Here is a 20,736-nt window from a genome sequence, read left to right on the forward strand (position 1 = left end):
CCTGCTTCAAAACGGTCCCTGCCAAGGAAAATACAGGGCCGGTTATTTCCGGGGCACCCTCGCAACATTATCCAACTCGGAGGTTTTATGAAAAAGTTGCAACAGGGTTTCACACTCATCGAGCTGATGATCGTGGTCGCGATCATCGGCATTCTCGCCGCCATCGCGGTGCCGGCGTATCAGGACTATACGATTCGGTCGCGTGTGTCGGAGGCGGCGAGTCTGTCAGGAGCGGTAAGAACTGCCATTGATGTCGCTTTCAGCGAAGGTTATGGCCTGCTTTCCATACCGGCAACTCCAGCATCGCTGAACGTTTCTCCAGCCGCCAGCTATAAAAGCAAATATGTGTCAAGTGTCGGATATGTCGGCTCCGGTGGTCTTGTAACCGTGACGTTGACAGGCGAAAGATCACTTGGCGCTGCTGTAACAAGGACTGTGGTCTACTCACCAGCTAGCGTAGGTGGTAACCTCAGGTGGGAAGTGAAGGGTACGATACAGACCAAATACCGTCCGAAGAATTAATCTGTTGTACGGTCGACCCTTACGCAAAACTGTCAAGGGTTGTCTCAAAATCAAAAACAAGGGCGACTTCTGTCGCCTTTGTTTTTTTTACGGCACTTGCAGATACCTGCACCAAAAGTCCCATTTGCCGCTTACCCTTATCGTATTAGCCAGCGCCCCCGCAGAAATAAAAACTAAACTGTTTATATTTACATGTGTTAAGTCGCTCAGGACTTCCGCTGACAAATATCGCTTTAATATTTTCTGGAGAGTTTCAGTTGAATTTTTCATAGTGTTCAAGGAAATTAACCGCAAATCCATTCAATACCATTGAACACACAGCATTTACGGAAGAAAACAAATCATTATGATAAGGAATCATGTTGGCATCAAACTGCTGTGCTCCCTTGCCTTGATATTATCCGCGGCCGTCTACCTGCCGGGAATTTCAGGTCCGTTTATCTTTGACGATTACACGAACCTGCTGTTCAACAGTTACATCAAGATTCAATCACTCGATTCAGATACCTTGCATCAAGCTGCGTACTCGCTCGGTTCGGGCCCGCTGCAACGCCCAATTTCCATGCTGAGCTTCGCCTTGAATTACTATTTTGCGGGGGATTTCAAGAATACGGCGCCGTATAAACTCACCAATTTAGGTATCCACATTATCAACGGCCTTCTGTTGTTCTGGATGATGCAACTTGTCTTCTCGCGGCTTAGACAGCTCAAAAAAGTAAATATCCTGCTTAGTAATAGTGTCGCCCAGATGGTCACATTACTGGCGTTTTCCGTCGCCTTGCTGTGGCTCATACATCCCATCCAGATCACCAGCGTGCTTTATGTAATACAGCGCATGACCGAGTTGTCTGCGATGTTTACGCTAGCGGGACTGATTTTTTATCTAAAGGGCCGGGTTCAATTTCTCTCGGGACAAAAGAATAGAGCCTGGTTGTCCGTGTTTGGCCTACTGCTATGCGGTTTGCTTGGCATGTTCAGCAAGGAAAATACCATTTTGTTGCCGGTGTTTATCCTTGCTCTGGATTTCGTTTTGTTCCCCCGTGAACGTCCATGGTCAGAATGGAGCCTCCTTCCTGTTTTATCGAAGCGAATAGTAATCACGGCTTTTCTGGCGACCGCAGCTATCGGGCTGGTCCTGGCCATCCAGCTTGCCCTGCCTGATTACGCCGCCAGGCGGTTTAACATGCCGGAACGCCTGATGACCGAGGGGCGAGTCCTGATCTTCTACCTGTCGCTTATCCTGCTGCCGCAGATCAACCGCTTTGGGCACCAACACGACGATATTCCGATTTCAACCTCGTTATTCGAGCCATGGACAACGCTCCCGGCGCTTATCGGAATCGTCGGCCTGTTGGTCATTGCGTTCAAGTCACGAAAAAAATTCCCCCTTATAAGCCTCGGCATATTCTGGTTCTTTGCCGGACATCTGCTGGAGTCAACGATCGTCGCACTGGAACTCGCCCATGAGCATCGAAATTATCTGCCCTCCGCAGGGATCATAATGGCGTTATTCGGCCTTATTGACTTGAGTAATTCCAAACTTGGGCATCGAAAATTGTGGTGGGTGGTCCCTGTCATGGCGCTGATTTTCGTAGGTAGCACCAGTCTGCGTGCATCACAATGGGCCAACTACAACTCTTTCTATCGATATGAAGTTATGCATCATCCGGATTCATCGCGGGTTCAGGCCGGGTTTGCCATCTTGCTCGAAGCACAGGGACAATATAATGCCGCGTTGGAAGCGATCCGCCGCGCATATAGAATTGAACCGACAGAAACAGGATACCTCATTCAGACGCATTTGCTCACCGCACGGTCGGGAAAACAAATTGATCCTGTTGAGCACGCTAAAACCCTGAAACTTCTCGCCGCTGAACCCCTATCAGCCACAACTTATCTTTCCATCCAGCACATCGCCAACTGTGTTCAGACATGGTGCAAATCGTTGCAAATTTCCATGGAGGAGTGGCTCAGAGTTATTCTCAACAGAGACAAATTGCCCGGAGACAAGTCCTTCTACCATTATGCCCTTGGCATCAGTCTTGCCAGTCAAAACAGAATAGACGAGGCGATTGAGTCGCTATGGATTTCTCATCAGATGGATCCCTTTTACCTTCATCCCCTGTTCGCCATGGCGAGTATCTACATCCAGTTGCAACAGCCAGATAATGCCGAACAGGTATTGTTGATGTTACGTAGCGCCAACGAAGATAACCCTCACCCTCGAACCAAGGAACTTGAGCTCTTGGCGGAAGACATTGAGAAATTGAAACGCGGCAAAGCAAGTATCACGTCCCGTAACCAAGAAATGCAATGAGCGCAGGCTACCGACAAACCTTATTCCAGACGCTGCTCGCGCTTGTCGTCATCGGCATAGCTGCCTTCGTTACATATTACCCGGGGCTTCATGGCCCCTTCGTTTTCGACGATCATATAAATTTTGTCGATAAGCCGGAAATCGCCATTCAGTCTCTTGAGTACAAAGCTCTGGCCGAAGCCGCCATGTCCAACGAAAGCGGTATCCTCAAGCGGCCATTGGCAGCTCTGAGTTTCGCTCTCAACTATTATTTTGCGAGTGGATTTGCAGATACTTTTGCCTTCAAAGCCACCAATCTTGGCATACACATCATTAATGCCAGCTTAGTCTTTTGGTTGTTTTCTCTTCTACTGCAAACAAGTTCAGGAAAACCGGAATTTCGGCATGCCTCCCTGCGCCCGTGGCTGCCGGGCCTTATTGCTGTCGTATGGGCTTTGCACCCGATTCAGCTCACCACGGTGTTGAGTGTCGTCCAGCGCATGACTAGCCTTTCAGCGTTTTTTATTCTGTTAGGCCTCTTGATATTTGTTCACGGAAGGCATTTAGCGCAGAAACACGATTCACGAGGCATAACATTCATGTGGGCCGGAATTCTGGGTGGGACTATCCTTGGACTGACGTGCAAAGAAAATGCAGCGCTGCTTCCGGCATACGCACTGATCATCGAATTGGTTTTTTTTAATAATATCCGAAACACCGTTTCCGGGCGTAAAAGACTGATCTGGGTTTATGCAACTCCACTTATTCTTCTCGTTCTGCTCGCCTTATTCTGGTTGATCAAGCACCCGGACGTGGTTCTCGGCTCATACAAGCTTCGGGAATTCACGCCAATTGAACGATTGTTGACGCAAGGTCGCGTGCTCTGGTTTTATCTCAGCCTGCTGTTGTTGCCCGGGATTAACCGCCTGACACTCTTTCATGACGACATTCCGGTCAGCACAAGCCTGGTTTTACCATGGACAACTAGCCTTGCCCTTGTGGGTATTATCGTGTCTGTGCTGGTTGCCATAACCAGCCGCAGAAAATATCCTTGGCTCAGCTTCTCAATACTGTGGTTTCTCGTCGGACACAGCATGGAATCCAGTTTTATCGGCCTCGAGCTTGCCCATGAGCATCGCAACTACCTTCCCGGCCTCGGTCCTGTTGCTGGTGCGATCTATGTCTTAGTGCTCGGGTTTGGCCGCTTTAAGGACAAGATATTGCCAGTTGCGCTATTGCTCCTGATTGTCGCCAGCCTGGCATTTTCGACACACGTCATCGCAAGAAATTGGGCTGATGAAATCAGCCTGGCTGAGTTTATGGTAAGACACCATCCGTCCTCTGCCAGATCGCACGGAATGCTGGGGGATGTGTACTTAAAGAAAGGAAGCGATCCAATCCAATCATTAATATATTATAAAAAAGCCTCCGAGCTTGCTCCTTATGAAACAAGCTACTTAATCAGAATGGTCCTTATCGCATCTGCCGCAGAGGTTCAATGGGCCAGAGTTTCGAAACCATGGCGCAGATCTATACCTGGCGATCTTGCTTCTATAACGCTCAACGAGCATGGTGGGGAAATGCGTTTGCAACTGGACCGGTCCATTTTTGGCAGGATAACAGAACAACTGAGATTACAACCTGTTCATGACAGGGTGGAGGGCGCGCTGAAGATATTGACCAATTGCATTCTGGAACAGCCTCAATATTGCGGATACCTGTACAAGGATACCGTTAGTTGGTATCGCCTGGCTCTCGATAACCCGCGTGGAAACATCTCTGTCCGCAAAAGGCTTTCCACCCAACTTGTGAGACTATACCTTGAGCGTGGCAACTTAAGACAGGCTTTACGCGTGGCAGAAGAAGCCAGAAGCCTTGATCCATTGCAACCCGCTCTTGCGATCATGGAGGCGAACATACACGTCCTGGCTGATAGACCGGATAAAGCAAATGGGATCATACGTAGCCTGATGGAATCTGGCATCACTTTGAGCAAGACCGACCAAGAAGAAGCCGAGAAGATTCTTGTTATAATCAAGCAGCAACACTAAAAGCCTCTTGCCAAACAATACCGCAGCACATAACAAGATCAAACCTGATAATGATTTCGTCCCTTCAGAAACCTGCACGTCTGCCGATTCATGCCTTGGTGCATTTTTTAGTTCTCGCACCGCTATTGATCTTGACGGTCCTGGCCTATTACCCCGGACTGAATGGGCCATTTGTACTCGACGATAGCGGGAACATTATCTCGAATAAAGCTATCGCCATACACGATCTCGATCTGCAGAGTTTGCATCAGGCAGCTTGGAGCAATGATACTGGTCCGCTGAAGCGTCCACTTGCCAGCCTGAGCTTTGCGATAAATCACTACTTCTCGGGAGGCTTCGAAACAAGTTTCGGTTTTAAAACCACCAACCTTTGCATTCATCTCATCAATACCATACTGGTTTACTTTTTATCTCTTGCGCTCGTACACACACCTATCCTGAAGCTGTCATCCAAAGAGAGGCTCATCATCGTTGCATTCACCACCGCCCTCTGGGCGCTCCATCCTATTCAGCTGACGAGCGTGCTCTACACCGTACAAAGAATGAACAGCCTCTCGGCTTTGTTTGTTATTGCGGGTCTAATTGCATTCGTGCGCGGGAGACAGAGTTATGTAACGGCTACTAACAAGGGAATCGGGGTGATGTTGTGTGGAGTTCTTCTCGGCACGCTACTCGGTCTGACATCGAAGGAAAATGCCCTGCTCCTTCCGCTATTTGCCGCAAGCATTGAATACATATTTTTTGACCGTACAAGACTTTCTATTGACGCACGCACTAAGCTACACATATTTTATTTGGGAATTGTAGTTATTCCTGCCATTCTGTTCGCCACATATCTCATCATGCATCCTGAGCTTGTGCTGAGCGCCTATGCGGAGCGAAACTTCACTCTGACTGAACGTCTGATGACAGAGGCGCGTGTACTATGGTTTTACGTGGGCCTCATCCTGCTACCTGATTTTAGGTTTTTTGGTCTCTTTCATGATGACATCCCTATCAGTACTGGAATCTTGAATCCCTACGATACCCTGCCGGCGATTCTGGGTATTTATGCACTGTTGTTATTCGTGCTTTTAAGACACAAGCGATATCCCGTCGCCGGATTTTCGATACTCTGGTTTATGATTGGTCATGTGCTCGAATCAAGTATTTTCGGTCTCGAAATTGCCTATGAGTATCGCAACTATCTACCAAGTTTTGGCATTTTCTTTGGTGTGAGTTATCTGGCCATCCTTCTCCTTCGGCATACCAAAGTGATAAGAGTTGGCACTTGGGCATTTATACTGCTGTTGCTCTCTCTTTTGACCTTTGATACTTGGAGCCTGGCTGGCACATGGAACAACGCCTACGCTCTGGCAGAGCATACTGTCTACAATCACCCCAACTCTCCACAGGCCAACGATTACGCCGCACGCACAAACTTGGAGATGGGGTATATCGATAAAGCGATCCGTTACCTAGAAAATGGTGTGCGTATTGCGCCAAATGAAGTCGGATTTCGACTTGACATGCAGATAGTGCTTACCAGTTTCGCTGCCGATGTAAATGATTCCATATCCCGGACAACAGGCGACACAACAAAATTGACCGCCGTTACCATCTCGGGATTACCACCGAACATACGCTGGAAAACGGAAAATGGTCGGCTGCAGCTATCAACCGACGTCTCTTCCATGAATCAAATAAAACAGCTGCTCCGCAATGAACCGATCACAGTTCATGGAATTATCTCGCTCGATAACCTTCGTGAATGTATCCTTATCCCGCCGTACCGCTGCCGTTCCCTGTATCCCCAAGCGCTCAAGTGGTTAATAATTGCTGCTGCGAATAACAAAACCTCTCCCGAATATCATGCCCTGATATCAAGCAACGCAGCCGAGCTATTGGCAGGTAAGGAGCAATATAATAAGGCACTCGTGTATATCACGGCTGCTGTCGATGCAGCGCCTGACAGAATCTACTATGGGCTCCGGAAAGCTGAGTATTTGATACAGCTAGGAAGACTAAACGAGGCGAAGGTGCTTCTGAACAACATCTCGGACAACAACCCTGAATCACGGCTTCAACGGGGTTCCCACCAGAATCTGTACGACAAACTATTAGACAGGTACAGAGACCTTCAAAAACCGATACAGTGACCCGTCATGTCCGCAGCTTCCTGACTGGGCGAGAATTTTTAATGGACTGGACTATACTTCAGGCAAGCCGAAACGGTCTTCGAAGGTCACTAAATTACAAAAATGAATCGTATATCCGTTATTATCCCTGCTAAAAATGAGGAAGAAGGGCTGGCGCTAATCCTTCCACGGATACGCGAGAAACTCCCTGACGCAGAAATCATCGTAGTCAATGATGGTTCCTCCGACAACACTATAAAAGTTTGCAACCAATATGCGACCCGCGTCGTTACACACCCATACAGCATGGGCAACGGCGCTGCCGTGAAATCAGGGGCGCGCGCTGCGAGTGGCGAGATCCTGTTATTCATGGATGCCGACGGTCAACACCAGCCGGAGGACATCCGCCGATTGTTGGAGCGACTGGACGAAAACTATGACATGGTCGTTGGAGCGCGGGACAGTGATTCACAGTCAAGCATAGGCAGATCCTATGCCAACAAGATATATAACCGGCTGGCGAGCTGGATGGTGGGGACTCGGATAGATGACTTGACATCAGGATTCCGAGCTGTCCGCGCCGACAAATTCAGGAAATTTCTCCACCTGCTGCCGAACGGATTTTCATATCCTACGACGATCACGATGAGCTTTTTCCGTGCCGGTCACCCGGTCGCGTACGTCCCGATCGTCACCGGCCAGCGCGAAGGCAAAAGCCATATCCGTATCGTCCACGATGGAGTTCGGTTTTTGCTTATTATTTTCAAGATTGGCACTCTTTACGCGCCACTGAAGCTGTTTTTCCCTGTCAGCCTCGGTTTTTTTCTCACCGGCCTGTTTTATTACCTCTACACGTTTATTCAGTACCAGCGATTTACCAACATGAGCGCATTCCTTTTCATCACTTCCGTGCTTGTATTTCTCATCGGTCTGGTATCCGAACAAATTACCGCTTTGAATTTCAAAGACAGTGAAAAATAGACCAATTCCCGAAGCACGAAAAGCCGCCATCATCGATACACTGGTGACACCCGCGCCAAGGTATCTGATGCGGCTGGTGTTAATCGAACAATTCGTGGAGCGACTGCCTTCGAACATCCAATCATTCCTTGAGATCGGCCCCGGAATGGGCGACCTGAGTCTGTATCTCGGCCGTCGATTTCCGGAAGCGCGCGGTGTACTGCTGGATTTTTCCAGCGACTGTATCGATATCCTGCGACAACGAACCTCAGGCAATCCGCGACTGCAGTTACGCACCGGCGATTTCATGACCATGTCTCATGAGGGAAACTACGATCTCATCATTGCCTGTGAAGTCTTCGAACACATAGACGATGACAAGACAGCTTTTCGGATTGTCTCCGGTTTGCTTAATCCCGGCGGGTATTTCATTTTTTCGGCGCCGGCCTTCATGCGGAAGTGGCAACGTGCTGATGAATATGCCGGCCATTATCGCCGCTATGAGCGCGCCGAACTCATCGAAAAATTCACTCTCCACGGTTTTCGGATTGATGCCATGTGGTCCTTCGGCTTTCCCGTTACCGAACTTCTCTACCCGGTCCGCCAGCTTTATTACGGCCTCTCTCTCCGCGGAAAAAAATTGTCGAAAGAAGATTCCACCAAGCGAAGCGGCATCGAGCGACCACTGATCGGCAAAAACAGCGCGCGGTTTCTGGCCAATCTTCTTCGGCCATTCTATTTTCTGCAAAACCGGGTTAAAAACACCAATCTCGGTGACGGGTTTCTGGTCTTGGCGCAAAAGGTCCGCCCGGCGTGATCTCCGGACGAGAGGGAAAGCACGACAGACAGGTACCCGTGGAAGTCACCATCCTCGGCGTGCATGTGAAATCCGCGGGATATCCCAACGTAGCCTTTCGCATACGTGACCTGGTTCGCTCACCTGTGCTGCAAACACGGGAAATAAATTTCCCCTTTAGCGCCACTCCACCTTATGGCGGTTCCCGTTCACGTGTCTTGAAACCATTGAAATGGTTGTGGATCACGCTACGTTTTTTTTATGCGCATATACATGTTTTGTCTGCCTATTTCTGGCGAGGCTGCCCGCGCAGGCTATATGTCCCCTATCCCTCTGCCTTGGTGCTTTTTTGCCTGTCGCTGCTGCCCAAGTTCTGGCGCCCTAGGCAGATGATCGCGGACTGTTTCATTTCGCTTTACGATACGGCCATCACCGACAGAACGCTTTTTCAACCCCTCTCGTGGTTTGCGCGCATCCTGAGATCGGTGGAATCGCGTGGTTACCGGGCCGCCGACATGGTGATTGTGGACACGGATTTGAACGCCGCTTATTTCACTAAAACCTTCGGGCTTGCTCCAACAAGAATCATGGCCCTGCCACTCAGCATCGATGAGTCCCGCTTTCGGCCGGCACCGTACCAAGCACACGAAGGTCCGTGCAAGGTGCTCTTCATAGGCACTTTTGTCCCCTTGCAGGGAGTCGATGTGATCGCGCATGCGGCGGTGTCGCTGGAATCCCGCCGCGATATACGATTCCGGCTCGTAGGATTTGGACAGATGGCAAAGGCTGTGGAGCAAATTTTCCGGAATCACTCCCCGTCAAACGTTGACTGGATCACACCATGGATGGACAGCGAAGAGCTGGCGCAGGAAATCCGGAGTGCTGACATTTGCCTTGGGATTTTCGGCGCGGGCCCCAAGGTACAGCGCGTATGGCCGCTCAAAAACTATGCGTACATGGCCGTCGGGCGCACAATCATTACCGCGGACACTTTACATACGCGTCAGATGTTGCAACGCACGGATGCCGCGCCATTCTTGACCGTTCCGCCGGGGGATCCCGCCGCGCTGGCGAACGCCATCGCCGGACTCGCCACAGACCCCGAACGACGCCGAAGGTATGCTGAAAACGCCCGTACCTTTTACGAAAAAAACCTGTCCTCGCAGGATGCGGTAAAACAGATTGTTATGCTATTTACACGCGGTCCTTTCACCACCCCTGCTTGACATATCCAGAAATCACAGGAATGAAGATCGCGCTCCTGATACTGAAACTAACCATAACGGCTTCGTTATGCATCTGGTTATTTACGCGCGTCGATCTACAAGCCTTGCAGGAGGGACTGGCGCGCCTGGGTGCGATACCCATCGTCCTGGGTGTGATGCTGCATGTTGCGGTCGTTATTCTCAGCGCATTGCGCTGGTGGATTCTACTGCAACATACTCACGCTGCAATTCCATTTTTCCGGGCGTTTCCCAGTTATTATCTGGGCGTATTTTTCAATAATTTTTTGCCGACAGGATTCGGCGGCGACACGGTGCGAATACTGCATATGCGTATCCACGGCGTAAGCATGAAATCGCTCGTGAGCGCGAGCGTGGTGGACAGATCCATCGGGTTTGCGACCATCTTCATCGTTGGTCTGCTCGGCGTGGTCATTACCGATGAACTGCGCATCCCCAATCATTCGAAGATCATTCTGTTCGGTCTTTTCCTCGGCTGCCTGTCGGCGGCGGGCTGGTTGCTTTCGCGGCGTGGCGGTCGGCTTATCGAATCGCTGGGAAAAAAATACCGGCACACGCGGGTGCGTAGCTGGATACTGGACGTCCTGCGCACCTGTTATTCCTACCGGGCGGAAAAAACCCGCATTCTCCTCGCGCTTGCGATAACGACAACCGGATATGCCTTGGTCATCCTGACTTATTATTTACTCGGGCGCGGTTTGGGGTTGGATATCTCGGTTACCACCTATATCGTGACGATTCCGGCGATTTTTCTCGCCGCCAGCCTCCCAATATCGATTGGAGGCCTGGGTATCCGTGAGGGCACTCTCGTGGCCATGCTGGTCGCGGCCGGCGCAGACTTTCACCTGGCTATCACCCTGTCACTCCTTTATCTCATCGTGTTATGGCTCTCCACCCTTCCGGGCGCCCTCGTGCCATTGCTCAGCCGCACCGGTAAGATTACCGTCTCATGAGCACGCGGTCAGAACAAATACGGCTTCATTTCGACGCACTGTCTGCCGAAACTGCCCGGTCCCGGCGGCTGAAACGCCATTATCACCGCGAGCAGACACGCTATTTCAAATATCTTGTCACGGAAAACAAACGCGTGCTGGAGCTTGGTTGCGGCAGCGGCGATCTGCTCAATGCCCTCAAGCCGTCGCATGGCGTCGGCATTGATATCAGTCCGGGGATGGTAAGGCTCGCCCAGGAAAAATATCCGCACCTGACTTTCCTGGAGGCCGATGCCCAGCGACTCAGCCAGATTCCGCGGTCGACCTACGACTATATAATTCTGTCCGACGTTGTCGGCTATCTGGACGACATCCAGGCGTGCCTCGAGGGATTGCACCCTTTCTGTGGCCCTCATACCCGGCTGATCATTTCTTACTACAATTTTCTCTGGGAACCGGTCCTTAAATTCGGCGAATTTCTCGGTTTCAAGACGCCGACACCGGAACACAGTTGGCTGACCCCGAACGATATGCGAAACCTGATGTCGCTTGCCGACTATCAGGTGGTGAAAACTGAACGGCGGCTTCTGTTTCCAGTTTATATTCCCGTGATTTCTTGGTTGCTCAACAACTTGGGAATGCTGCCGATAATCAACAAATGCTGCCTTTGCCATTACACCGTCGCCCGCGCCTCACCGAGTCTCGACACCCAGGAATTTTCGGTTTCCATCGTCATCCCCTGCCGGAATGAAAGAGGCAACATCGATCCGGCCATCCAACGGCTTCCGCGTTTCGGGACGGGTCAGGAAATCATCTTTGTCGATGGACATTCCACCGATGGCACACAGGAGGAAATCAAACGCGTGCAAATGCGCAATCCCGACCGCGACATCAAACTTGTCGTTCAGGATCAAACCGGCAAGGGTGACGCCGTGCGCAAAGGATTTCAGGAGGCCCGTGGAGATATATTGATGATCCTCGATGCCGACCTCACCGTTCCACCGGAGGATCTGCCGAAGTTTTATCGTGCCGTTGCCAGTAGCAAAGCCGAATTCCTGAACGGTTGCCGGCTGGTCTACCCCATGGAGGGAGAGGCTATGCGCATCCTCAATTTGTTTGCCAACAAGCTATTCGCCTTAACCTTCAGCTGGCTGCTCGGCGAACGCCTCAAGGACACGCTGTGCGGCACCAAGGTGATGTTCCGGGATGATTATCTGACGCTGGTCAGGAACCGGTCATACTTCGGTGATTTCGATCCCTTCGGGGATTTCGATTTGCTGTTCGGAGCCAGCAAAATGAACCTCAAGATCATCGAAGTCCCCGTACGCTACCGGAACCGCCAGTACGGCGAAACGAAGATACACCGCTTCCGCCACGGCCTGATGTTGCTGCGAATGGTGATCTACGCCTACCGGAAGCTCAAGTCCGCCTGATCGTTCACGTCATGACTCGTCCCTGGCCATGATGAACACCCGGACAAAGTTGCGCATTGCGCACGCGCTCTACCGAACGGTGATGGGCTTCAGGCGTCTGCTGGGGCGTACGGACAGCGCCCTGGTCACGCGACGCGGCATCCGCTGGCAACTGGATCTGCGGGAGGGAATTGATCTTGCGATATATCTGTTCGGCAGTTTTGAATACGACACATTCCGTGCCTACCGGAAACTATTGAAACCTGGAAACACCGTGCTCGACATCGGCGCCAATATCGGCGCCCATACCTTGCCCATGGCCCGTTGCGTTTATCCCGCGGGACGAGTCGTTGCCTTTGAACCCACGGCCTATGCCTACGGCAAACTCCGGCAGAATATTTCGCTGAATCCAACGATTGCCGGCATGATTCAGGCTGAGCAGATCATGCTGGTCGGCATAGACAACTCGCAGGTAAAACCGCGGCTCTACTCAAGCTGGCAGATACATGAAGCCTTACCCGACACGCACCCGAAGCATGGCGGGCGCCTGATGGACACCACCGGCGCGCGTTTTGAGGCGCTGGATAATTATATCGCCGAACATAAAATCGGCGCCGTTTCCCTGATCAAGATGGACGTGGATGGGCATGAATGTCAGGTGTTGCGCGGCTCCCACGAACTGCTCCAGCGTGACAAGCCGATCCTGTTGATTGAAATTATGCCGTATGGACTCGATGAGGCGGGTGCTTCCCTGGACGAGCTCCTGGGAATCCTGGCTACTCACGGATATTCGCTCTACGATCTGGATGGGAGAACAGCGCTGCCCAACGATAGCCGCATCAGGCAGAAAATCCCGACCGCGGGTGGGATCAATATTCTTTGTTACGCGAGGTAACGTATCCAGACATCAGTAAAGGTACCTAAGGCGCCTGGTAAATACGAATTCCCGGATTGATAATAGAAAAATCCATGGCCTGGAATAATTCGGAAAAATCTACTCCCAAGAAATTCATCGGTACTTTAATTTCTGCGACGAGTTTCAACTTCGCATTTACGATGTTTTCGTAAAATTCTCGCACTTCTTTTCTGGGATGCTGGCTACCGAGCCTTTCCATGTCGGCATAAAGCAGTTCATGGAGGACAAGATAATCAAACATTATTGGCGTAAATAATTCACGACTATCACTACCTTTAAACAAATATGCGGCTGAAAGGCTATGATATGGTGGGATGGTCGGATTGAAAAATTCATCTTCAACGTAGCCTTTGATAACCAGGATGGATTTATCACGTGGGATATTATGGGTTATCCACTCGCTGGACAACACACGTACATTCTTCGAAGCCACAACATTAAGCAAGGCGAGATCCGCGGCCAGCGTCCAGGCAAGAAGCAGCCCTGCTATGACAGTTAATATTCTTTTTGCATTACCCTCACGCATCCTATCGAAGAGCCGGATAACTCCGACTCCGCCCGCCAGTGCCAGTAATGGAAGTATGGGGAGCGTGTATCGAACCACCGTCCAGGTAATCGAGGAAAGCATGATGAAATAGAGCGCGATTCCGGCGAGCAATATCTTGTCTTCGATGTGGCGACGCAGCAGGAGGTAGATAACACCGCCCAGTGTCAAAAAGTACGCCGGATAACCGAGCGCCTGGTACAGTAACCGCCAGCCGTACTGATAAAAAATCGGCCCGCGATCCACTGCATCTGAAAATACACTCGTTTCGTACATTATTGTTGTCCTGATACCCTGCATGAACGCTTCCGGGTATATCAAGGGATGCGGACTGAGGACAACATATGTACAAGCGATCGCCAGAATGAGCCACAGGGCATTCCAGTCAAATATCATCTTCCAGAATGGCCCGCCACCGGTCCGTTGTCGCGCAATGATATAAGCAATGGCCGGCATGATTCCGAAACCCATCATGGGCAATCGAAACGCGGCGGTTGCGCCGATGGCGATGCCGGTATACACCAGGAGTTTTCGCTGATCAGTTCTTTCCGATCTCAAAAGCTTAGCGGCCATCAGCGTGATCAATGTCACCAGGAAGGCGCTGATTGCGTCGGGACGGACGGTCTGCGTCGCGATGATATGCGCCGGGGCCACTACCAGGACGAGTGCCGCGACCAACCCTGTCCGACGGTCGTACAGCAAGCGTCCGCATTCATAGACGAGCAGCATCGTCAGCAATGCGATGAATACCTGCAGGTACCTGGCGACCAACATGGCATTGGCCAGCGCATTGAAGCCGCCGATACTCTCCCCGAACATGACACCGAAATACGTGCATGCCCGGAGAATCACAAAATAAAACGTACCTCCATAGATGAATTCCTTTACGGCCGTCTTACCTTGCGCCAGCCACTGCGACAACTGAAGCAAAGCAGCCTCATCCGGATGATAGGAATAGTACGGATGGAGTGAGGTTGGCAATCCCCAATCGATGCCATACAGCCTGAGAAGCAGGGTAAGCACCAGGATACCGCTGAGAGCGGCAAAAACGAACACGCTTTCCCTGCTTCCGTAATCTTTCCGATTTCCCATCGTGTCGCCTAAAAGTTGGATTATTATTCTCTGCTATACTTTGCGCTGATGCCCGTAATTCGACGTCGAACTGCCTGGTCACCAGTCGTCCTGATCGATTCCTTGATTTATAGCTACAATCACAATTATTGACCACCGAATAGCCTTATGCCAGGAAAGCTGTTCAATTCGCCGGCCCAGCATCTTCTTGTCATACTCCACCGGTTCCTGTCATCTCATCTAAACCTGCATGGCGGATTGATTGGCAAGGCGTACTGTCGCGCATATTTTTCCTACAAGAATCTTACTGACAGACATCTCATTTCGGCGGCTCGCAAACTGGCGAAACCCGGTATGCTGGTCGTGGACGTCGGCGCCAATATCGGATTTTTCTCCGTTGCGCTGGCCCGGCGCATGGAAGTCAACTTGCTCGTCTTTGAACCGGATGTGCAGAATTTTCAAAATCTCGAGCATGTTATTACTGAAAATGGCCTGTACTCCCGGATATTTCCATTCCCGCTGGCTCTTTCCGACAAAACCGGAACCGGCTCGCTATACCTTTCAGATTTCGCGCCAACGGACCACAAGCTCATCAATTCGCGATCTTCACGAACGGCCGATATTGCTATCACCCGGCTCGACGACTTCCTGGACGCTCATCCACAATACGCGGCTGTGTCCATCTCACTGATCAAGATCGATGTGCAAGGAGCGGAATTGCAGGTCGTGCGTGGCATGGACCGGGTGCTCGTGCAGAACAATTACCCGCCGATTCTCGTTGAATATTCGCCGGGCGATCTCGAGCATGCGGGCGTGACGCCGCAGGAGTTCTTCGATACCTTTAAGGCGCTCGGCTACCACCCGCATACACTACCCGATCTGAGCCCGCGACAACCGGACTGGTTCATAAACAATATGCGGAGCGCCTACACCGATCTGGCCATGATCCATACTACCGTCTCCTAATCCGATCATGTTCATGAAAATTCCGCCTGCGGACCTGGTGCGGCTTACCGACGCGCAGCACGAGCGCAACATGTACGCTCATCCGAATCCCGTGGCACGGTGGATTTTCTGGCAACGATTGGAGATGGGTTATCGCCTGCTGGAAGAAATCCCCTCCGGATCGAAGGTGCTGGATCTGGGAGGCGGGAGTGGCGCATTTTTGCCGGCGCTGGCTAGGCGATTTGCCGACGTTTCGGTCGTGGATTTGGACTTGAATGATGCCAGGCGCGTCGCGAAACATTATCAGTTTGCGAACGTACGCCTATTTGAAAAGGACATAACGAACTGGGACGACGCCGGAATTTACGACTTGGTTGTGGCCATGGACGTGCTCGAGCATTTTGCCGATAAATCCGTTCCACGCTGCTTCTTCGATAACCATCTCAAGCCGAACGGTTTGTTACTGGTCAGCCTGCCTACCGAAAATTGGATTTACAAACTGGGACGCGCATTCCTCAGAAAGACCAAACCCGCCGATCACTATCATCCGGCGCAAGATCTGGTGCGGTGTTATCACGATGCCGGCTATACCTGCCTGGCGTACCGGTACGTACCGCGTCTTGGACCGTTTGCAGTACCTCTGTTTTATATAGGACTCTTCCGGAAATCCGAATAGCGGCAGATCAATCTATACTCAGGTCACGGGTAACGGATTCAGCCAGAGAAAGAATTAAATGCAGGATTTTAGCGGAGTGGTGAAAAAATTTCTCGGATCGAAATGGTACATACCGCGGTACGGCTATGTCCTCATGGCGATACTCCTGGTCGCCTTCGATCTGCGCATTCAGGCGGTCGTCAACACTGTAGTGGATACCCCGGTTCGCGCGGACGCGCGCGAGTATGTATTGTACGCACACAATCTGCAAAATTACGGGGTCTACTCGCGCACCAATACATTCGTGACCGGCGAACAGGCAATTCCCGTTCCAGATGCGAAACGCACACCACTCTTTCCGTTGTTTATCGCGTTGTTTCTGGATAAGCCTCCCACCATGGACAATATTTCCACCATAACCCGGGTTCAGGCAGTGATCAGCACGATAACCGTATTGCTGGTTTTCCTGATCGCTTGCCAGTTTCTTCCTACACCATTCGCTCTCATGGCATCGGCCCTAACCGCCATCAGCCCGCACTTGGTGACAATGAATATCTACCTACTTAGTGAAACGCTTTTTACCTTTTTGGTCGTACTGACGATGCTGCTCATCACGAAATCGGCAAAAAATTCCGGACACACAATACGGATACTTGCGGGATTGGCACTCGGTGCCGCGGGGCTGACACATCCCATGCTGCTCTACTTCATCGTGCCGTTGTTGATCTTTTTGCTTTACTCATGGGGATGGAATCCCGGATGGAAAAAAGTCGGCGTCATTTTCGTGGGCTTCATTATTCTGTACGGGGCGTGGATCGGACGTAATATCACTACCCTCGGCGTACCCGGCGACAACACCTTGATGCTGGCGGCATTACGCACCGGGATTTATGTCGACATGATGTACCAAAACGATCCGCGGTCCTACGGATATCCGTATCGCTTCGATCCCCGCTTTGAGGATACCTCCAGAGACATATCATCCGTGACCACGGAGATAGGTGATAGATTCATGGAATCGCCGGTGGAGCAGTTGCGCTGGTACCTGATTGGTAAACCATTCACGCTGTGGTCATGGAGCAACATTGAAGGTCCGGGAGATGTTTTTGTCTATCCCGTGGCAAGTACCCCTTATCGCTACCTGCCCCAATTCAAGGCGACACATTTGTTCATGCACGCCGCACACTGGGTTTTAGTCATATTGATGGTGGGAGGAATAATTGTCGCCTGGATTTCGCCACGTTTGTCCGGGTTTTCAGAAAATACGGTATTTGTCGCGCGCGCCGTTTCAATTCTTTTGCTGTATCATTTATCGATCATGATCATCGGCTTCCCGCTTCCTCGATACGCCATTCCCATGCGACCTTTCCTGCATATCATGGCCATGGTACCGCTCGCCCTGGTCGCCAAACGGTTGCTGGAAATGCGCTTCGTCCCCCTGGGAAAAAGCTGAACCATGCGCGTGGAAAACGAGAATGCCAACCGGACATATCCGCTGATAACTGCGGTACTGCTACCTTGTTATAACGAAGGCCCAGTCATCGCCCAGGTGGTGAAATCTTTCCGTTCCGCGCTGCCCCAAGCCGCTATCTATGTCTACGATAACAACTCTACTGACGATACGGCAGTTAATGCGCTGGCAGCGGGCGCAGTTGTTCGCCATGAATTCATGCAAGGGAAAGGTCACGTAGTGCGCCGCATGTTTGCCGACGTAGAAGCCGATATCTACGTGTTGGCAGATGGAGACGGGACCTACGAACCCTCGATAGCCCCTCACATGATTGCACTCCTGGAGAAGGAGAACCTCGATATGGTGGTTGGAATCCGGGCACAGGAAAACAACCCACGGAGTTATCGCTTCGGACATCTTTTTGGTAATCGCTTTCTGACCGCCACGGTCGGCAAGCTGTTTAACAGCCGGTTCCGCGACATACTTTCCGGATACCGTGTCATGTCGCGCCGGTTGGTTAAATCATTCCCGGCGCTCGCCAGCGGATTTGAAATCGAGGCCATGTTGACCATTCATACCTTGGACCTGCGACTCCCCTATGCGGAAGTCGAGTGCCCGTATTTTGAACGGCAGGAAAGCACGGAAAGCAAACTCAACACCCTTCGTGACGGGTTTCGGATTCTTGGCACGATCATGCTGTTGTACAAAGAATATCATCCATTCCGTTTCTTCGTTTTTCTATCGGGACTTCTCGTGATTATTTCGCTAGCGCTCGGTATTCCCGTCGTCATTGAATTTCTTGAAACCGGACTGGTTCCGCGGGTTCCAACAGCGATACTTGCAACCGGACTGATGATACTGGCGGGAATCGGCCTGACCATCGGGCTCATTCTTGACTCGGTAAGTCGTGAACGCAGAGAAATCAAGCGCCTGCATTATCAGGCCCTCCCTTCGACGCAGGAACTGCTGTCAAACAGCAGTTATCGTCCTTCGCTGGAACGCATGCCGGGGCATAATAAACTCTGACATGTCAGCGGCGCTCGAGTTGGCTTGTCTCAGAATCACCCGGTGTTTAGAATTGCCGTCCAACTTCGACAACTACTCTGTCGGGGCAACTGATACAATTGCTGCAATTTCTTCATGGGGCGGTAGCTCAGCTGGGAGAGCGTCGCGTTCGCAATGCGAAGGTCGAGGGTTCGATCCCCTTCCGCTCCACCAGTTATTCTAGTCGCCTGAAAATACGCAATTTCGGTTCGGTATAGAAAAACCGATGTCATCGCTTCAAAGCGTCCCTAGGTGCCGGACCGCGGTATCAGTAACATCCAGTCACCCGAAAATTCAACATCACAGTGCCAAAAGTTACTCCGGCATGCGAGATTCTAATTCTCGCGGTTCACCCTGCTAGAATAACGTCAGGCCCCGGTAGCTCAGTGGATAGAGCAGCCGCCTCCTAAGCGGCAGGTCGCCGGTTCAACTCCGGCCTGGGGCGCCAAGTTCATAATTCGATATATCTTCAAACTGCCTTGGGGAGGCGTCTTTGCTGGAAGCAATTGATATAGAGTGCACGCGCGGCGATCGGCCGCTGTTCCGCCACCTTTGCTTTCGTCTCAATCCGGGCGAGCTCATCCACGTCACCGGTGTCAACGGCAGCGGCAAAACCACGCTGTTGCGTACGCTTTGCGGATTGACGCGAGCCTCGGCGGGCGAAGTGCAATGGAACGGCTCATCCATTCACAATCTGGGAGATGATTACCGCAGCCAACTGGCCTTCGTTGGCCACAGCAACGGCATCCAGGGTGAACTCACATCGGTGGAAAACCTGCGTGCCGCTGCCTGCCTTTGCACCATGCACGCGGTGCCCATCGAACAAACATTGGAGCGCGTCGGCCTCGCACCTTACCGGCATTTCCCGTCGAAAATTCTCTCACAGGGCCAGAAGCGCCGCCTGGCGCTGGCACGTTTGGTCATACTGCAAAAACCATTGTGGATTCTGGACGAACCGCTGAGCGCCCTCGATATTGATTCAGTCACCCTGATTACCGGATTCCTGATCGAACACCTTGCCCGAAGCGGAATGGTTATCATGACTTCTCATCAGGAAATCAATGTGGCCGCGAAAACCGTGCTCCGGATCGAGATAGCATAACGTGCCCAAGCTCCTCAAAGCCGTCGGCTGCCTGCTGCATCGTGATCTGACGGTCGCGTTACGTCGAAGCACGGATATCCTCACTCCGCTTATCTTCTTTGTCATCGTGGTGAGCCTGTTTCCCCTCGGTCTGGGCCCGGAACCCTCGGTGCTGAAAACCATCGCGCCGGGCGTGATCTGGGTGGCCGCGCTCCTCGCCACGATGCTCTCGCTCAATCGCCTGTTCGCCAACGATCACGCGGACGGCACGCTCGAACAAATGGCTTTGTCGCCGCATCCCCTGACGGTATTAGTGCTGACCAAAGTCACGGCGCATTGGATGCTGACGGGACTTCCGCTGGTGCTGATATCTCCGCTTCTGGCGATTCAGATGTTTCTGCCGGAGTCGGCAATCGGAACGCTTACCCTTTCGCTGCTGCTCGGCACTCCGGTATTGAGTTTGCTTGGAGCCGTCGGCGCCGCGCTGACACTGGGCTTGCGCGGCGGCGGCGTGCTGGTTTCGCTGTTGGTGCTGCCATTGTATACTCCGGTTCTGATTTTTGGCGCCGGTGCGGTCGCGGGTGTCATTGCCGGCACCGACGTCGAAGCGCATTTTTCATTATTGGGAGCCTTTCTCGCGTTGGCCCTCGCGTTTGCTCCCTGGGCGGCAGCCGCCGCGTTACGCGTATCCCTGGACTGA

The 20,736-nt window shown here is 51.8% G+C and carries 17 protein-coding genes and 2 tRNA genes; 18 read left to right on the forward strand and 1 reads right to left on the reverse strand.

Features of this window, described 5'->3' with window-relative positions:
* Positions 1-87: 87 nt before the first annotated feature.
* The 10 genes from WD823_RS07910 (at position 88) to WD823_RS07955 (ending at position 13,225) form a co-directional block, all read left to right on the forward strand.
* Entirely contained in the window at positions 88-522 is a 435-nt protein-coding gene (locus WD823_RS07910) for a prepilin-type N-terminal cleavage/methylation domain-containing protein (RefSeq protein ID WP_368428947.1), read from the forward strand.
* Positions 523-868: 346 nt separating this feature from the next.
* Positions 869-2,839, forward strand: a complete 1,971-nt coding sequence (locus tag WD823_RS07915; RefSeq protein WP_368428948.1) for a tetratricopeptide repeat protein — start codon at positions 869-871, stop codon at positions 2,837-2,839.
* Positions 2,836-4,869, forward strand: a complete 2,034-nt coding sequence (locus WD823_RS07920; protein ID WP_368428949.1) for a tetratricopeptide repeat protein — start codon at positions 2,836-2,838, stop codon at positions 4,867-4,869. The genes WD823_RS07915 and WD823_RS07920 overlap by 4 nt, the downstream gene beginning before the upstream one ends.
* A 50-nt stretch (positions 4,870-4,919) precedes the next feature.
* Positions 4,920-7,007: a tetratricopeptide repeat protein gene (locus WD823_RS07925; RefSeq protein WP_368428950.1), complete on the forward strand. Its 2,088-nt coding sequence runs from the start codon at positions 4,920-4,922 to the stop codon at positions 7,005-7,007.
* A 102-nt stretch (positions 7,008-7,109) separates the two neighbouring features.
* Positions 7,110-7,967, forward strand: a complete 858-nt coding sequence (locus WD823_RS07930; RefSeq protein ID WP_368428951.1) for a glycosyltransferase family 2 protein — start codon at positions 7,110-7,112, stop codon at positions 7,965-7,967.
* Complete coding sequence (locus WD823_RS07935) at positions 7,957-8,763, forward strand: trans-aconitate 2-methyltransferase (RefSeq protein WP_368428952.1); 807 nt, start codon at positions 7,957-7,959, stop codon at positions 8,761-8,763. Before WD823_RS07930 ends, WD823_RS07935 begins: the two co-directional genes overlap by 11 nt.
* Positions 8,760-9,968 (forward strand): glycosyltransferase family 4 protein, encoded by a 1,209-nt coding sequence (locus WD823_RS07940; RefSeq protein ID WP_368428953.1) that lies wholly within the window; start codon positions 8,760-8,762, stop codon positions 9,966-9,968. The genes WD823_RS07935 and WD823_RS07940 overlap by 4 nt, the downstream gene beginning before the upstream one ends.
* 20 nt (positions 9,969-9,988) lie before the next feature.
* Positions 9,989-10,939 (forward strand): YbhN family protein, encoded by a 951-nt coding sequence (locus tag WD823_RS07945; RefSeq protein WP_368428954.1) that lies wholly within the window; start codon positions 9,989-9,991, stop codon positions 10,937-10,939.
* Positions 10,936-12,351 (forward strand): glycosyltransferase, encoded by a 1,416-nt coding sequence (locus WD823_RS07950; RefSeq protein WP_368428955.1) that lies wholly within the window; start codon positions 10,936-10,938, stop codon positions 12,349-12,351. Before WD823_RS07945 ends, WD823_RS07950 begins: the two co-directional genes overlap by 4 nt.
* A 28-nt stretch (positions 12,352-12,379) precedes the next feature.
* Entirely contained in the window at positions 12,380-13,225 is an 846-nt protein-coding gene (locus WD823_RS07955) for an FkbM family methyltransferase (protein WP_368428956.1), read from the forward strand.
* 25 nt (positions 13,226-13,250) lie between these two features.
* On the opposite strand, the gene WD823_RS07960 is transcribed toward WD823_RS07955, so the two are convergent.
* Positions 13,251-14,882, reverse strand: coding sequence for a glycosyltransferase family 39 protein (locus WD823_RS07960; RefSeq protein ID WP_368428957.1), 1,632 nt, complete (start codon positions 14,880-14,882; stop codon positions 13,251-13,253).
* Between the two features lie 147 nt (positions 14,883-15,029).
* Here WD823_RS07960 and WD823_RS07965 point away from each other — a divergent pair, with 147 nt between their 5' ends.
* The 8 genes from WD823_RS07965 (at position 15,030) to ccmB (ending at position 20,736) form a co-directional block, all read left to right on the forward strand.
* Positions 15,030-15,827, forward strand: coding sequence for an FkbM family methyltransferase (locus tag WD823_RS07965; RefSeq protein WP_368428958.1), 798 nt, complete (start codon positions 15,030-15,032; stop codon positions 15,825-15,827).
* Between the two features lie 13 nt (positions 15,828-15,840).
* Positions 15,841-16,482: a class I SAM-dependent methyltransferase gene (locus WD823_RS07970; RefSeq protein ID WP_368428959.1), complete on the forward strand. Its 642-nt coding sequence runs from the start codon at positions 15,841-15,843 to the stop codon at positions 16,480-16,482.
* Positions 16,483-16,540: 58 nt separating this feature from the next.
* A complete protein-coding gene (locus WD823_RS07975; RefSeq protein ID WP_368428960.1) occupies positions 16,541-17,914 on the forward strand; it encodes a glycosyltransferase family 39 protein in 1,374 nt (457 codons plus the stop codon).
* A 3-nt stretch (positions 17,915-17,917) separates the two neighbouring features.
* Positions 17,918-18,937, forward strand: a complete 1,020-nt coding sequence (locus tag WD823_RS07980; RefSeq protein ID WP_368428961.1) for a glycosyltransferase — start codon at positions 17,918-17,920, stop codon at positions 18,935-18,937.
* A gap of 116 nt (positions 18,938-19,053) precedes the next feature.
* Positions 19,054-19,129: transfer RNA gene (locus WD823_RS07985), tRNA-Ala, on the forward strand.
* Between the two features lie 198 nt (positions 19,130-19,327).
* Positions 19,328-19,403: transfer RNA gene (locus tag WD823_RS07990), tRNA-Arg, on the forward strand.
* A 45-nt stretch (positions 19,404-19,448) separates the two neighbouring features.
* Complete coding sequence (gene ccmA, locus WD823_RS07995) at positions 19,449-20,057, forward strand: cytochrome c biogenesis heme-transporting ATPase CcmA (protein ID WP_368428962.1); 609 nt, start codon at positions 19,449-19,451, stop codon at positions 20,055-20,057.
* Between the two features lies 1 nt (position 20,058).
* Positions 20,059-20,736, forward strand: coding sequence for a heme exporter protein CcmB (gene ccmB, locus WD823_RS08000; RefSeq protein WP_368428963.1), 678 nt, complete (start codon positions 20,059-20,061; stop codon positions 20,734-20,736).

Origin of the sequence: Sulfuricaulis sp., from assembly GCF_040901545.1 — a bacterium.
Taxonomy (GTDB): domain Bacteria; phylum Pseudomonadota; class Gammaproteobacteria; order Acidiferrobacterales; family Sulfurifustaceae; genus Sulfuricaulis.

Bases quoted from the DNA above. Each gene is read 5' to 3' on its own strand.
- WD823_RS07960 (WP_368428957.1), bottom strand. From the start codon at position 14,882: ATGGGAAATCGGAAAGATTACGGAAGCAGGGAAAGCGTGTTCGTTTTT.
- WD823_RS07980 (WP_368428961.1), top strand. From the start codon at position 17,918: ATGCGCGTGGAAAACGAGAATGCCAACCGGACATATCCGCTGATAACT.
- WD823_RS07965 (WP_368428958.1), top strand. From the start codon at position 15,030: ATGCCAGGAAAGCTGTTCAATTCGCCGGCCCAGCATCTTCTTGTCATA.
- WD823_RS07945 (WP_368428954.1), top strand. From the start codon at position 9,989: ATGAAGATCGCGCTCCTGATACTGAAACTAACCATAACGGCTTCGTTA.
- WD823_RS07920 (WP_368428949.1), top strand. From the start codon at position 2,836: ATGAGCGCAGGCTACCGACAAACCTTATTCCAGACGCTGCTCGCGCTT.
- WD823_RS07930 (WP_368428951.1), top strand. From the start codon at position 7,110: ATGAATCGTATATCCGTTATTATCCCTGCTAAAAATGAGGAAGAAGGG.
- WD823_RS07975 (WP_368428960.1), top strand. From the start codon at position 16,541: ATGCAGGATTTTAGCGGAGTGGTGAAAAAATTTCTCGGATCGAAATGG.
- WD823_RS07955 (WP_368428956.1), top strand. From the start codon at position 12,380: ATGATGAACACCCGGACAAAGTTGCGCATTGCGCACGCGCTCTACCGA.
- WD823_RS07910 (WP_368428947.1), top strand. From the start codon at position 88: ATGAAAAAGTTGCAACAGGGTTTCACACTCATCGAGCTGATGATCGTG.
- WD823_RS07970 (WP_368428959.1), top strand. From the start codon at position 15,841: ATGAAAATTCCGCCTGCGGACCTGGTGCGGCTTACCGACGCGCAGCAC.
- WD823_RS07915 (WP_368428948.1), top strand. From the start codon at position 869: ATGATAAGGAATCATGTTGGCATCAAACTGCTGTGCTCCCTTGCCTTG.
- WD823_RS07925 (WP_368428950.1), top strand. From the start codon at position 4,920: ATGATTTCGTCCCTTCAGAAACCTGCACGTCTGCCGATTCATGCCTTG.
- WD823_RS07950 (WP_368428955.1), top strand. From the start codon at position 10,936: ATGAGCACGCGGTCAGAACAAATACGGCTTCATTTCGACGCACTGTCT.